This window comes from Streptomyces sp. MUM 2J, from assembly GCF_022414535.1.
In the GTDB taxonomy this organism is placed as follows: domain Bacteria; phylum Actinomycetota; class Actinomycetes; order Streptomycetales; family Streptomycetaceae; genus Streptomyces.
In genome coordinates this window covers 45,867-59,488 of record NZ_JADWYM010000001.1, presented here as the reverse complement: position 1 = coordinate 59,488, position 13,622 = coordinate 45,867, and the positions used below count along the sequence as shown (strand labels likewise).

The following is a 13,622-nucleotide window of genomic DNA, read 5'->3' as shown; positions in this document are numbered from 1 at the left end:
CACTCCTGCCGGACCCCCGCACCCACACCGACTGACAACGGCGCGACCATGACCCAGGCACCGACACCCACCGCGGACACCGTCCGCCGGCTGGTCCGTACCCTGCTGAAGGAGACCGCGGCCGGCACGCGGGACGCCGACGCCGCCGGCCCCGAGCTGCGGCCCGTCACCGAGGGCGGCGAGCACACCTGGTGGGTCGGCGGGCGTCACGTGCTGCGCCTCGCCCCCGACCGCGAGGCGGCCCTCCGCCGGCGCCGCGAACTGCGCCTGCGCGACCTCGTCCGCCCGCACGTCCCGGTCGCCGTGCCGACGAGCGTCGCCCACGGCGAGTGGACGCCCGGCCTGACGTACACCCTCGACACCAAGGTGCCCGGAGCCACGGCAGAGGAGCACGACGTCTCCGCCGTCGGCGAGGCCGACCTGGCCGGACTCCTCACCGGTCTGCGGGAGGTGCCCGCCCGTCAGGCCGAGACGCTCGGCGTCCCGCGCTCCCCCGCCCGTTCGCTGGAGGCGCTGCGGCGGATGGCGGTGCCCGCCGCCGGGCGCCTGGGCGACGCCGACGAGTTCGACGCCACCCGGCTCGGTCAGCTCACCCCGGCCGCAGCGGCCCAGCTGGCCGCGCAGCCCGGCACCGCGGTCCTCGTCCACCACGCCCTGCGGGGCGAGCATCTCGTCGTCAGTGCCGACGGCCGTGTCCGCGGCGTCCTGGACTGGACCGAGGCCGTCCTGGGCGACCCGGCCGAGGACATCGCCGGCCTCGCCCTCGCCGTGGGATCCGGCGCCGCCGTCCGTGCCGCCACCCTCGCCGGCTACGGCGCCCGTCCCTGCCTGCGCGGCCTGTGGCTCGCCCGCTGCGACACCGTCCTGCGGCTGGCCGAAGGCCTCGGCGGCCGTGGCACCACCCCCCTGCCGCTGCTACGCACCCGGCTGCGCCGCGCCTGGGAGGCGATCCTGCTGGAACGCGTGACGGAACTCAGGGAGAGCGGCCCGGAGGCCGACCACTGAGAGCGGCCCGCGGAACGCACCCCCGGGCGGGCGTTTTGCGGGTGGCGCCGCCGCGGCAGACCCCCGCGGTGCAGGCGACGGGCGCCGCGGCGCGGGAACCCCGGGCGTTCGTGCGGGCCGGGAACCCCGGGCGTTCGTGCGGGCCGGGAACCCCGGGCGTTCGTGCGGGCCGGGAACCCCGGCCCGGCTCATTCCTGTTCCAGCACCACGCACGACTCTCCGGGCAGGTGCAGCATTCCGTCCGGCCCCGGCTCGCGCACCGGCTCCCACGCGGCCAGCACCCGTGCCGGGCGTGTGCCCAGGGGGATGGACGCCTGCTCCTCGCCCAGGTTCACGGCCACCCGCAGGTCCCCGCGCCGGAAGGCGAGCCAGCGCGCCTGCTCGTCGTACGCCACCTTGGTGTCGGCGAGATCCGGGTCGGTCAGGTCGGGGTGGGTGCTGCGCAGGGCGATCAGCCGGCGGTACCAGTCCAGCACGCGCGCGTGCGGCTCCCGCTCCCGCTCCGCCCAGTCCAGACAGGAGCGGTCGCGCGTCGCCGGGTCCTGCGGGTCCGGAACCTCCTCCTCCGCCCACCCGTGCGCCGCGAACTCCCTCCGCCGGCCCCGCCGTACGGCATCGGCCAGGTCCGGGTCGGTGTGGTCGGTGAAGAACTGCCAGGGCGTGCTCGCCGCCCACTCCTCGCCCATGAACAGCATCGGAGTGAACGGTGCCGTCAGCGTCAGCGCCGCCGCGCAGGCCAGCAGGCCGGGGGAGAGCGCCGCCGACAGCCGGTCGCCCTGTGCCCGGTTGCCGACCTGGTCGTGGGTCTGGCTGTAGCCGAGCAGCCGGTGCCCGGCGACGCGGGCGCGGTCCAGCGGGCGCCCGTGACGGCGTCCCCGGAAACCGGAGTACGTGCCGTCGTGGAAGTAGCCGCCCGTGAGGGTCTTGGCCACCGCGGCGAGAGGGGCGCGGGCGAAGTCGGCGTAGTACCCCTGCGACTCGCCGGTCAGCGCCGTGTGCAGGGCATGGTGGAAGTCGTCGTTCCACTGGGCCTGCAGCCCGAGGCCGTTCTCCTCGCGCACGGTGATCAGCCGCGGGTCGTTCCGATCGGACTCGGCGATCAGGAACAGCGGCCGGCCCGTCTCGGCCGCCAGTCCGTCCACGGCCGCCGCCAGCTCCTCGAGGAAGTGGCACGCGCGCGTGTCGACCAGCGCGTGCACCGCGTCCAGCCGGAGCCCGTCGATCCGGTAGTCCCGCAGCCACGCCAGCGCACTGCCCACGAGGAACGCGCGCACCTCGTCCGAGCCCGGCGCGTCCAGGTTCACCGCCGATCCCCAGGGCGTCTGGTGGGTGTCCGTGAAGTACGGGCCGAAGGCGGGCAGGTAGTTGCCCGAGGGGCCCAGGTGGTTGTGCACCACGTCCAGGACCACGCCGAGACCGAGTCCGTGCGCGCGGTCGACGAACCGCTTCAGCGCCCCGGGTCCGCCGTACGGTTCGTGCACCGCCCACAGGGACACTCCCTCGTACCCCCAGCCGTGCCGCCCGGGGAAGGGGCACAACGGCATCAACTCGACATGTGTCACGCCCAGTTCGGCGAGATGCCCGAGCCGCTCGGCTGCGGCGTCCAGCGTGCCCTCGCGGGTGTACGTGCCCACGTGCAGCTCGTACAGCACCGCCCCCGGCAGCGGACGGCCCGCCCACTCGGCCCGCCATGCGTACCGCCCGTGGTCGACGACGGCGCTCAGCCCGTCCGGCCCGTCGGGCTGGCGCCGCGAGCGCGGGTCGGGCAGCACCGGGCCGCCGTCCACCGCGAAGCCGTACCGTGAGCCGTCCCGCGCCTCGGCCCACCCGGTCCACCACCCCACCCGTTCCGGATCGCGCTCCAGCGCGTGCGTGGCGCCGTCGCACTCCAGCGACACGCGTTCGGCCTGCGGTGCCCACACCTCGAACTGCACGGACGGTTCCCCTTCGTCTGCTCACCGTGATGTAGCCCGTCCATGGTGCGTCAAACGAGATCAATCCGCTTTTGAATCATTCCCTTTGTGGCGGGTGTCGTCCCGGGTACGCGCGTGTGGCCCCGTTTCGCCGCCTTCTGGACACCCGGGATCCGCTGACCGACAATCGCCAGGGTGACGTCGTCCTTCGAGTTCCCCGCCTACCCCGCTCGGTTGTCCGACGCGGAGCGCGACCGAGCGCTGAAGGCGCTGCGCGAGGGCGTCGCCCTGGGCCGGCTGTCGCACGACACCTTCATCCGCCGGATGGAACTGGCGCTGGCGGCTCGCCGCTCGGACGAGCTCGCCGCCCTCACCGCCGACCTGCCCCGGGAGAACCGTCTCTCGCGCGCCGTGTTGGGTGCCGTCGAGGCCGTCTCCGGCTTCACGGTACGGCTGCGCAGCGCCTGGCGGGCCGAGCGGCTGCCCAAGCTGCTGCTGCCGCACCCCGGCGCCGGCCGGCCGCTGAGGATCGGCCGTGACCCGGTGAACGGCCTGCGGCTGAACCACGAGACGGTCTCGCGCGTGCACGCGGAACTCGGCCGCCAGGACGGCACGTGGGTGCTGCGGGACCTCGGCTCCACCAACGGCACCACCGTCAACGGCCGGCGTGTCCTCGGCGCCGTCGTCGTCCGCGAGGGCGACCAGGTGGGTTTCGGCAGTGTGGCGTTCCGGCTCTCCGCGACCTGAACCGCGCGGCGGCAAGATTCCCTCCCGGCGGTGGTGTTGACGTTCCTGCCGAGCCGTGACTGACTGTGCGTACACCACGGACACCAGGTGAACCGACGGCCCCGCACGTGGAGGTGTGCCCTGTCGCCGCTCCTCCGCTACCCGGCCGTGGACGAGCTGGCCGACCAGGCCGCCGCGCTCGTCGCCCGCCGTCCCCGGGACGCCCGGCTGCGGCGCGTCGGCACCTCCCGGGCGGGCGCTCCCCTGTGGCTGCTGTCCGTCGGCAACGGCAGTCGCCAGGCCCTCGTCGTCGCCGGGCCCCACGCGAACGAGCCCGTGGGCGGCGCCACCGTGCTCCGGCTCGCCGAACGGGCCCTCGCCGAGCCCAGGTTCACCGAGGGCGCCGACGCCACCTGGAATCTGCTGCTCTGCCTCGACCCCGACGGGCTGCGGCGCAACGAGGGCTGGCTGTCCGGCCCGTACACCCTCGGCCACTATTTCCGGCACTTCTTCCGTCCCGGCTTCCTGGAGCAGCCGGAGTGGCTGCCCGACGGTGCCGACGCGGCCGTACTGCCCGAGACACGGGCGCTGCTCGACCTCCAGGACCAACTGAAACCTTTCTTCCAGGCGTCCCTGCACGGAGTCGACGTCGGTGGCGGCTTCGTCGAACTCACCCACGACCTGCCCGGCCTCGCCCGCCACATGGCCCGGATCGCCGCCCGCCTCGGCGTCCCGCGCGAACTGGGCCCCTACGACACCCTGTACTGGCCGGGCCTCGGCCCCGCCGTCCACCTGATACCCCCGCCGCAGCGCGGCGACCTGGCCGCGGCCATCACCGAGGCCGCCGTCGAGTCGACGTGGTACCACCCGCACCGCCACGGCACGGTGACCGCGATCGTCGAGGCGCCCATGTGGGGCGTGGCCGCCGTGGAGGACGGTGCCCCGCCCGCCGACCGGGACGCGGCACTGCGCACCATCAGCCACACCCTGCGCCACGACGCCGCCACCCTGGAGCGGCTCCTGGCCCGCGTCCGCCCCCTGGTCGCGGGGGCGCCGGACGCCGGCCGGCTCCTCGCCCCGATCGGCGACTATTTACTCGTCTGCCCCGGCCTGGCCGACGCCTGGGACCCCGACACCGCCGCCCCGAGCCGGCCCCTGCCGTCCCTGCGCACCGCCCACCTCGCCGCCCTGCGGATCGCCGGACGGCGCCTCGCCCTGCGTACCGCCGGTCTGCTGCACCAGCTCGTCTCGGGCGCCGGTCCGGCGGCGGCCGGTGCGCTGCCCGAGCTGGACCGGCTCATCGACGCGTGGTGCACCGACTACCGCGACGGCTGCGGGGCACGCTGGATCCCGGTCGCACGACAGGTGGAGTACCAGTCGAGGGTGGTCCTCGCCGCGTTCGAACTGGCGGGCAGACACGCGCGCGGGGCGTCCCGCCCGGATGGGCCGGGCCGGTCCTGCGACACCGCCGTGCCGATGCACCAGGAGTGACGCGGGCGCCGGACCGCCCGGCGCGCCGGCGCGGGAGCTTCGGCGCCGCCCCGCACGGGCCGGCGCGCCGGACCCGTGTCGCGCCTCACCTCTCGGCCTCGCGCGCGTACCGGGCCGTGGCGACGACCGTGTCGGACTGGTGCTCCACCTGGTGCGCCAGGGGCACCCAACGGGCCCGGAAGCGTTCGGCGAAGGCACTGCTCCAGTCCGCCACGAGGTGCTGCAGCAGCGGAGCGGCCCGGTCGTCCGTCTCACGCAGCACTCTCAGCAGCATGGCCGCCGCCCGCAGCGGCAGCCGCCGTGCGAAGGCCTCCACACTCCCGACGTACGCGCGCGTGGTGTCCGCCGGCGGGGTGCCGGCCCAGTCCTCGGCGAGCCCCGGCATCAGGTCCAGCGCCCACCGCGCGGCCCGCAGCAACGGCCCCCCCGCCCCCTCCAGACGTGGCGCGGCCTCGGCGAACACCCGCTCCACCTGGAGGGCGTCGCACCGCAGCCGTTCCGCCAGCCCGCGCAGCGCCGCCTCCGGTGCCGGGTGCGGCGCCGGGTCGCCCACCAGGTCGCTCGCCCACATCGGCACCTCCACGATCGCGGTCAGGCCGCCGTAGCGGTGCGCGTGGTACCAGGTGCTGTGCCGGGCGTCGTCCGGCATGCTCGGGTAGGCCGCGCCCGCGCCGGGAGCGGGCATCACGTGCACACCCGGCCCGGCCGCCCGCCAGCCCGCCGCGTCCGAGGCCCCCGTCTCCACCGGGATGTGCAGCCGCGCCGCGGACTTCGCGAACGGCTCGGCCAGACCGGGGACGTCCCGGGTCAGCTGCACCCAGGTGCCGCCCAGATCGGTGCCGTGCAGGCTGACCTGGAGGTAGGGACGGAGTTCGTCGATGATCCCGGTCAGGGCCCGGGTCTCGGGCGGCAGCCGGTCCGGGGGAAGGACGGACGGCGACCACTCCGGCTGCTCGGGGCCGGCCGGACGGTAGAAGCCGAGGTGGTAGTCGAGCAGGTCGCGCGGTGCGGGGGTGACGTGCAGGCTCGCCCCGTCGGGGTCCGCGCACAGCAGGAAGTGCCAGGAGACGCCGTCCCGCAACGTCCGCTCGTGCGTGGCCCGTTCGGCCAGTGCCAGCAACGTGGAGCCGCCGGCCGGCTCATTGGCGTGGGCGCCGGCCACGACCAGTACCGCCCGCTGCGCCCGGCCCACGGACAGCAGATGCAAAGGCCTGCCCGCCCGGGAGGAACCCACCTGTCTCAGTGAACACAGGCCCGGCCACCGGGCAGTCAACTTCTTTGCGTTATGGACCAGTTCGGGAACACTGGGGTAGCGCAGCTCCGGCAGGAGACTCACCCCCCGACCTGTCCGCCCGGCTTCGCACCCGCAGTACCCCACGGCGCGGGAGAGCTGTCAAGCGGGCGGCAGGAACGCCCGGGGGCGCCCGGATGCGCCGCCGGGGCGGGGGGCGTTCACCGCCGGTGCGGGCCCCGGCCGGTGAGCGTCGGGAACGCCTCGTCGACCGCCTCCGGCACACCCCAGGGGTGTCAAGATCATGGCGTTTCACTCGTCGGTCGGCTCGCGCGCCCGGGTGAAACACCCGGCCCCCACGGCCGCCGTCGGCGTCGGGGTGTTCGGCGCGCCCGACACACGTCCCGCGGGGCGTGCCCGGCGAGGACGGTGCAGTGCCCGCGCCCGGCCCGCCGCGGACCGGCACTCCGAGCGTCCGCACCCGGGTTCCACCCACCGGAGCGGGCGTCGCCTTCGTGGGCCCGCCGCGCGGCACCCGGCGGGACGGCCGTCGCCCCGGCCGGCCGGGCCGGTGAGCCGCGCGGTCAGCCGCCGGCCGGGTCCCCGACCCGCTCCAGCAGTGCCACCGGCAGCCGGGTGAACAGGTCCGCCACGCGAGCGTGCCCGCTGAACACCCGGTCCGGGGACAGCACGTCGGCCCACCGTCCCGGCGGCAGCGCCAGCCGCGTGTCCTGCCATCCGCCCGCGTCCACCAGCCGCAGCGACAGCCGCGTCACGGCCGTGACGACCTCCCCGGAGCGGGCGAAGGCCAGACAGTGGGCCGCGGCGGGTCCCTCCGCGGCCAGCGGGACGTACGTCGCGGTGCCGCCGAAGACGTCCGGCCGCCGTCGGCGCAGCCGCAGTGCGGCCAGGGTCAGGGCGTCCTTGTCACCGGGATCCGGCGCGGGGAAGCGCGCGGGCCGCCGGTTGTCGGGGTCCACCAGCGCCCGGAACTCGCCCTCCGTGCCCTGATAGACGTCCGGAACGCCGGGCACGGTCAGGTGCAGCAGGGCCGTGCCCAGCACGTTCGCCCGGATGTGCGGCTCCACGGCGGCACGGAACGCCGTGATCTGCTCGCCCGGGGGTCCGCACGGCCCCGCCGCCGCGAACGCCGCCACCGCCTCCTCGTACGGCGGTTCCTGCTCCGTCCAGCTGGTGAACAGCCCCGCCTCGCGCGCATGCTTCAGCAGCGCCCCCTGAACCCGCGCGGGATCGGCCGGGCCCAGCCCGAACACCGTCTGCCAGGCCGCCCACGCCAGCTGCGCGTCGGGGCCGCCCGTACCGCTGCGGGTCGCCTCGGCCAGGACCTGCGCCCACTGCCGGGGGCACTCGGTGAGCACCGCCAGCGCGGCCCGCACGTCGGCGCTGCGTTTGGTGTCGTGGGTCGTCACCACGACCCCGGTGGCGGGCCAGTCCCGCTGAAGGCGTGCGCAGTACGCGTGGAAGTCCTCGGGGGACACCGCCGGGCTGCCGGGGTCGCCGCCCACCTCGTTCGCCGACAGCAGCGGCACGTAGCGGTAGAACGCGGTGTCCTCCACGGACTTGGCGCGCAGGGCGGACGCCGTCTGCGCGAAGCGGATCCGGAACTCCGCGTGCTCCGGCCCGTCGCCCGGCCGGCCGAGCACGAGCCCGCGCACCACGTCGACCGCGCCGGCCTCCTCCGGCACCGTGAAGGCGAGCCGGGCCTCGGCCGCCGCCTTCTCGGTCACGACCGACGCCGCGTCGCCGGGAAAGTAGGGCCGGTAGACCTCCAGCCGCACCAGCAGCTCCTGGAGTGCGGTGCGCAGCGCCCACGGCGCGCGGTCGCGCAGCGCGGGGTCGGGCGAGCCGTCGCACAGCCGGTGCGCCACCCGGGTCAGGCGCTCCACCTCGGTGGCCAGTTCGTGCGTGACCACCTTGTACGCCGCCCGCCGCGCAGTGGCCTCCCACTGGCCGCCCCGGTCCGTCTGCGGGGCCGCGAAGCGGCGGTACTGCCCGAGCAGTTCCCCGGCCCCCGCCGGATCGGCGAACAGGCCGTCGATGTGCCGCAGGGCGTCGTAGCCGGTGGTGCCCGCCACGGGCCAGGACGCCGGCAGGTGCTCGTGGTCCGCGAGGATCTTCTCCACCACGGTCCAGCGGCCGCCGGTCGCCTCGTGCAGCCGCCGCAGGTAGCCGCCGGGATCGGCGAGCCCGTCCGGATGGTCCACGCGCAGACCGTCGAGCACGCCCTCGTGCAGCAGCCGCAGAACGGTGGCGTGCGTGGCCTCGAAGACCTCCGGGTCCTCCACCCGCACACCGATCAGCTCCGAGATGCTGAAGAACCGCCGGTAGTTGAGTTCCGTGCGGGCGAGCCGCCACCACACCGGGCGGTACCACTGGGCGTCCAGCAGCTCCGGCAGCGGCAGGTCCTCGGTGCCCTCGCGCAGCGGGAAGGCGTGGTCGTGGTAGCGCAGTACGCCGTCCTCGACGCGCAGGCGGCCGATCTCCTCGCCGACCGGGCTGCCCAGGACCGGCAGCAACACCTGACCGCCCTGCGTCTCCCAGTCGATGTCGAACCACCGCGCGTACGGTGAGTCCGGACCCTCCCTCAGCACCTCCCACAGCGCGTGGTTGTGGCGCGGGGCCATCGCCATGTGGTTCGGCACGATGTCCACGACCAGCCCGAGACCGTGCTCCCGCGCGGTCCGCGACAGTGCCCGCAGCCCCTCCTCGCCACCCAGCTCTCCGCGCACGCGCGCGTGGTCGACGACGTCGTAGCCGTGCTGCGAACCGGGGACGGCCTCCAGGACCGGGGACAGGTGCAGGTGCGACACGCCGAGCGAGGCCAGGTACGGCACGGCGGCCGAGGCTGCGGCGAACGGGAATTCGGGCTGCAGCTGCAGCCGGTAGGTGGCCGTGGGCACCGCGGGAACGAGTCGCTCAGGTGTCATGAAAACGTACGTACCCGCCCGGCCGGCTTTCGTGTCATCGGCTCATCCGCCTGCGCGCGGTCGGCTTCGTGCAGCGCGCACCACGGGCCGGGCCCCGGCAGCGGAAGCCCGCCGCGAGGGACGGGCGGACCGGGGCGCCGCGTGCGAGCCACCGGGAGCTGCGGACGCAGCCCCCGGCACCCGCCCCGGGCACCCGCCCCCGGCCGCGTCCCGTGGAGCGCCACCACCACGGCGGCGTTCCGCCCCGCGGGCGGCGCCGCCGTGCCGAGGGGCGTGTCCGTCAGGCCGGACGCATCAGCACCGCCATGCTGCGGTCCACCAGCGTCAGCCGGTCCCCGGCCTCCACCTTCACGCCCGTACCGGGCGGCAGCCCCTCGTCGAGCGAGGTGTCCACGACGGCCTGCCACTGCCGGCCGTGGTCCACCGGCACCACGAACTCCAGGGCCCTGGGCGAGGCGTTGAACATCAGCAGGAAGGAGTCGTCGGCGATGCGCTCCCCGCGCGTCCCGGGCTCGGAGATGGCGTTTCCGTTGAGGAACACCGTCAGGGCCGAGGCGGGAGCCGACTCCCAGTCGCGCTGCTTCATCTCCCGGCCCTCCGGCGTGAACCAGGCGATGTCGGACAGGTCGTCGTGGGTGCCCTCCACCGGCCGCCCGTGGAAGAAGCGGCGCCGCCGGAAGACCGGATGGTCCTTGCGCAGCCACACCATCGCGCGCGTGAAGTCCAGCAGCGGGTGCTCCTCCTCGGGCCACCGCACCCACGCCAGCTCGCTGTCCTGGCAGTAGGCGTTGTTGTTGCCGTGCTGCGTCCGGGCGAACTCGTCACCGTGGCTGATCATGGGGACGCCCTGGGACAACATCAGCGTGGCGACGAAGTTCCGCATCTGCCGGGCCCGCAGGGCGAGCACCTCCGGATCGCCGGTCTCGCCCTCGGTCCCGCAGTTCCAGGACCGGTTGTGGCTCTCGCCGTCCCGGTTGTCCTCGCCGTTGGCCTCGTTGTGCTTGTGGTTGTACGAGACCATGTCGCGCAGGGTGAAGCCGTCGTGGCAGGTGACGAAGTTGATGGAGGCCAGCGGCCGGCGGCCGTCGTCCTGGTACAGGTCCGAGGATCCCGTCAGCCGTGAGGCGAATTCCGCGAGGGTGCGCGGCTCGCCCCGCCACAGGTCGCGCACGGTGTCGCGGTACTTGCCGTTCCACTCGGTCCACAGCGGTGGGAAGTTGCCCACCTGGTAGCCGCCCTCGCCCACGTCCCACGGCTCGGCGATCAGCTTCACCTGGGAGACCACCGGGTCCTGCTGCACCAGGTCGAAGAACGACGACAGCCGGTCCACCTCGTGGAACTGCCGGGCCAGGGTCGCCGCGAGGTCGAAGCGGAAGCCGTCCACGTGCATCTCGGTGACCCAGTACCGCAGCGAATCCATGATCATCTGCAGCACGTGCGGGGAGCGCATCAACAGGCTGTTGCCGGTGCCCGTGGTGTCCATGTAGTAGCGCTGGTCGTCGGTCAGGCGGTAGTAGCGCGGGTTGTCCAGGCCCCGGAAGGACAGGGTCGGGCCGAGATGGTTGCCCTCGGCGGTGTGGTTGTAGACCACGTCGAGGATGACCTCGATACCGGCCTCGTGCAGCGCCCGCACCGCCGACTTGAACTCCAGTACCTGCTGTCCGCGGTCGCCCCAGGAGGCGTAGGCGTTGTGCGGGGCGAAGAAGCCGATGGTGTTGTAGCCCCAGTAGTTGTTCAGGCCCATGTCGACCAGGCGGTGGTCGTTGACGAACTGGTGCACCGGCATCAGTTCCAGCGCCGTCGCCCCCAGCTCGGTCAGGTGCTCGATGACCGCCGGGTGGGCGAGCCCCGCGTAGGTGCCGCGCAACTCCTCCGGCAGCCCGGGATGGCGCATCGTCAGCCCTTTGACGTGGGCCTCGTAGATCACGGTGTGGTGGTAGTCGGTGCGCGGCCTGCGGTCGTCGCCCCAGTCGAAGTAGGGATTGACCACGACCGACGACATCGTGTGCGGCGCCGAGTCCAGGTCGTTGCGCCGGTCCGGCGCCCCGAAGTGGTAGCCGTACACCTCCTCGCCCCATTGGATCGAGCCGCTGATCGCACGCGCGTACGGATCCAGCAGGAGCTTCGCCGAATTGCAGCGCAGCCCGCGTTCGGGATCGTACGGACCGTGCGCACGGTAGCCGTAGCGCTGCCCGGGCATGATGCCCGGTACGTACGCGTGGCGGACGAACGCGTCGCTCTCGCGCAGCTCGATCGCCGTCTCCGAGCCGTCGTCGTGCAGCAGACACAGCTCTACTCGGTCCGCGGCCTCCGTGAAGACCGCGAAATTCGTGCCGGCGCCGTCATAGGTGGCACCGAGTGGATATGCCTCGCCAGGCCAGACCTGCATGGATACGACTCTTTCAGGTGTGCGGCGCCACGGGGAGCGCCTTCGGTCCGAGTCTCCCCGAAAGTGATGGAACCGTCCCCGCCGTGCCCCCCTCCTACCGTGCGGCCAGTCGGTAGCCGTGGTACGCCCGTGCACGGGCGTGCCGCTGGTGCGCGTGCACACTCCCGGGGACAGAGGTGGAGTGGCCGGATCCTGCGCACCCGATGGTGCACCGCCGCCCGCGTGTGGCGGCGGTCGGGCGCGGCTGCCGCGGTGGCGGGGGTCGCTGCGGCGGTCGCGACCGCCGCAGGGCGAGGTGGAGCGCGCCCCACCGCACCCGGCCCCGCTGTGTACGGCGCCCGCGGGCGGTCCGTGCCGCCGACGGCGCCCGCGGGGAAGCGGGACATCCGTACCTCCTGCCGTGCCGGTCCGGCACGGCCGCCTCCGCGCCCACGTTCGCACACATGTACGGACTGGGTCGTCCCGCCCCGGCGCCGCCCCCCTCCGCCCGCCGGGTGCCACTATGAATCCGCTCACTCCACCTGCCGACGGTGGTGGGAACGGACAAGCGGAATCGTGCAGTTGGGAAATGACCCTGTCCATCCGGCTGCATCGCCGACCGCTCCCGGAGTACGCTTCCTTGATCGTTGAGACGGGGTGTGCCCGGGGGACTGGAAGGCGGTGCGCGGGTGGGCTCGGGAGGGCTGGAGCTGCCCCCTGGTGACGAGGGTCACGAGGGGAACTCCACAGACGTCCCGCCCGGCACGGTGTCCCTGGCCAGGCCGATGGAGCCGAACTCCATCGGCCCGGAGCTGGACTGGGACGCCGACGCCTGGCGTGAGGTGCGCACGCGCGCCCAGCGCGCGGGGCGGGCGTACATATGGCTGAACCTGGTCGAGCAGCGGCTGCGCGCCGTGGTGACCGCCGTGCTGCGGCCCGTCTACGAGCCCGTCCACGGTGACGACTGGGTGGTCGCCGCGGCCGGACCCGCCGGCCAGGAGTGGGTCCAGCGCGCCGTCGCCGTCCGTGAGGTGAGCCGCCGCAAGGGCTACCTGCTCGACCCCGCCGACGACAACGTCATCAGCTTCCTCACCCTGCCCCAGCTGCGCGAGCTGATGGTGCAGCACTGGCCCTGCTTCGAACCGTACTTCGACGACCGCCGGGACCTCGAACTCGCCCTGGACGAGCTGGAGGTCACCCGCAACGTCGTCTCCCGCAACCGCGCCCTGTCCGAGACCGTGCTGAACCAGGCGGAACGGGCGTCCGCCCGGCTGCTGGAGATGCTCGGCACGGGCGGCGACGTGCCCTCCGCGCGCCGTCTCCCCGTCGACGCGGTCGAGGACCTCGTCGGTGACCGGTACGCGGACGTCGTCGCCGTGCACCCCGACCGGGTGCGGCTGCTGCGCCAGTTCCCGGCCGAGGACATCTTCGGCGGCGCGCGCCGCCTGGACGCGTTCGGGATCGGCCTCAACCTGCTCGTGCAGAACTTCTCCGGGCGGCGCCTGGTCCGGCTCGCCGAGGCCGGCTGCCGCGTGCGGCTGCTGTTCCTCAACCCGGCCTCCAGCGCGGTGAAGCGACGCGAACGGGAACTGGGCCTCAAGCGTGGGGAACTGAGCCGCTCGGTCGAGATGAACATCCTGCACATGCGCCGGGTCCGCTCCCGGCTGCGGGACCAGGGGGCATTCCAGATCCAGGTCTACGACGAGACGCCCCGGTTCACCGCCTACCTCGTCGACGGCGACGGCTCCGACGGCATCGCGGTCGTGCAGGCCTACCTGCGGCGGGCCCGCGGCATGGAGTCACCGGTGCTGGTCCTGCGCAACGGCGACCGGGTGGTCACGTCCGACGGGGCCGGCGAAGGGGGCCTGTTCTCCACCTATCGCGAGGAGTTCGAGCTGTCCTGGGCGGATTCGCGCCCTGTGTCGTGAACCGTCCGGCGG

General features: G+C 74.1%; 8 protein-coding genes. 4 read left to right on the top strand and 4 right to left on the bottom strand.

All coding sequences use genetic code 11. From position 1 onward, the window contains the following. Positions 1–48: 48 nt before the first annotated feature. On the top strand, positions 49–1,005 hold the full coding sequence (locus tag I3F54_RS00230; RefSeq protein WP_240116392.1) for a phosphotransferase family protein: 957 nt from the start codon (positions 49–51) through the stop codon (positions 1,003–1,005). A 188-nt stretch (positions 1,006–1,193) separates the two neighbouring features. Here the strand turns inward: I3F54_RS00230 and treZ are convergent, their stop codons facing one another. Further along, positions 1,194–2,939 carry a malto-oligosyltrehalose trehalohydrolase gene (gene treZ / locus I3F54_RS00225; RefSeq protein ID WP_240116391.1) on the bottom strand — a complete coding sequence of 582 codons (1,746 nt, stop codon included), beginning with the start codon at positions 2,937–2,939 and terminating at the stop codon, positions 1,194–1,196. 174 nt (positions 2,940–3,113) lie between these two features. Here treZ and I3F54_RS00220 point away from each other — a divergent pair, with 174 nt between their 5' ends. Both I3F54_RS00220 and I3F54_RS00215 read left to right on the top strand, forming a co-directional pair. Continuing rightward, positions 3,114–3,665 carry a DUF1707 and FHA domain-containing protein gene (locus I3F54_RS00220; protein ID WP_240116390.1) on the top strand — a complete coding sequence of 184 codons (552 nt, stop codon included), beginning with the start codon at positions 3,114–3,116 and terminating at the stop codon, positions 3,663–3,665. Positions 3,666–3,812: 147 nt separating this feature from the next. Continuing rightward, on the top strand, positions 3,813–5,135 hold the full coding sequence (locus I3F54_RS00215) for a M14 family zinc carboxypeptidase (protein WP_240116389.1): 1,323 nt from the start codon (positions 3,813–3,815) through the stop codon (positions 5,133–5,135). Positions 5,136–5,220: 85 nt separating this feature from the next. Here I3F54_RS00215 and I3F54_RS00210 read toward each other — a convergent pair whose 3' ends face one another. From I3F54_RS00210 to glgX, 3 genes are all read right to left on the bottom strand, one after another. Next, on the bottom strand, positions 5,221–6,471 hold the full coding sequence (locus I3F54_RS00210) for a M14 family zinc carboxypeptidase (protein WP_240116388.1): 1,251 nt from the start codon (positions 6,469–6,471) through the stop codon (positions 5,221–5,223). 479 nt (positions 6,472–6,950) lie between these two features. Beyond that, the gene (gene treY / locus I3F54_RS00205) at positions 6,951–9,314 is read right to left on the bottom strand and encodes a malto-oligosyltrehalose synthase (RefSeq protein ID WP_240116387.1); all 2,364 of its coding nucleotides are present in this window, start codon (positions 9,312–9,314) and stop codon (positions 6,951–6,953) included. Between the two features lie 280 nt (positions 9,315–9,594). Further along, on the bottom strand, positions 9,595–11,703 hold the full coding sequence (gene glgX, locus I3F54_RS00200) for a glycogen debranching protein GlgX (protein WP_240116386.1): 2,109 nt from the start codon (positions 11,701–11,703) through the stop codon (positions 9,595–9,597). Positions 11,704–12,371: 668 nt separating this feature from the next. Here glgX and I3F54_RS00195 point away from each other — a divergent pair. After that, positions 12,372–13,610: an SAV2148 family HEPN domain-containing protein gene (locus tag I3F54_RS00195; RefSeq protein ID WP_240116385.1), complete on the top strand. Its 1,239-nt coding sequence runs from the start codon at positions 12,372–12,374 to the stop codon at positions 13,608–13,610. The last annotated feature ends 12 nt before the right edge of the window (positions 13,611–13,622 follow it).

What these genes read in the sequence shown, in the direction of transcription:
- I3F54_RS00230 (WP_240116392.1), top strand. Translation starts at nt 49, where the DNA reads ATGACCCAGGCACCGACACCCACCGCGGACACCGTCCGCCGGCTGGTC.
- treY (WP_240116387.1), bottom strand. Translation starts at nt 9,314, where the DNA reads ATGACACCTGAGCGACTCGTTCCCGCGGTGCCCACGGCCACCTACCGG.
- glgX (WP_240116386.1), bottom strand. Translation starts at nt 11,703, where the DNA reads ATGCAGGTCTGGCCTGGCGAGGCATATCCACTCGGTGCCACCTATGAC.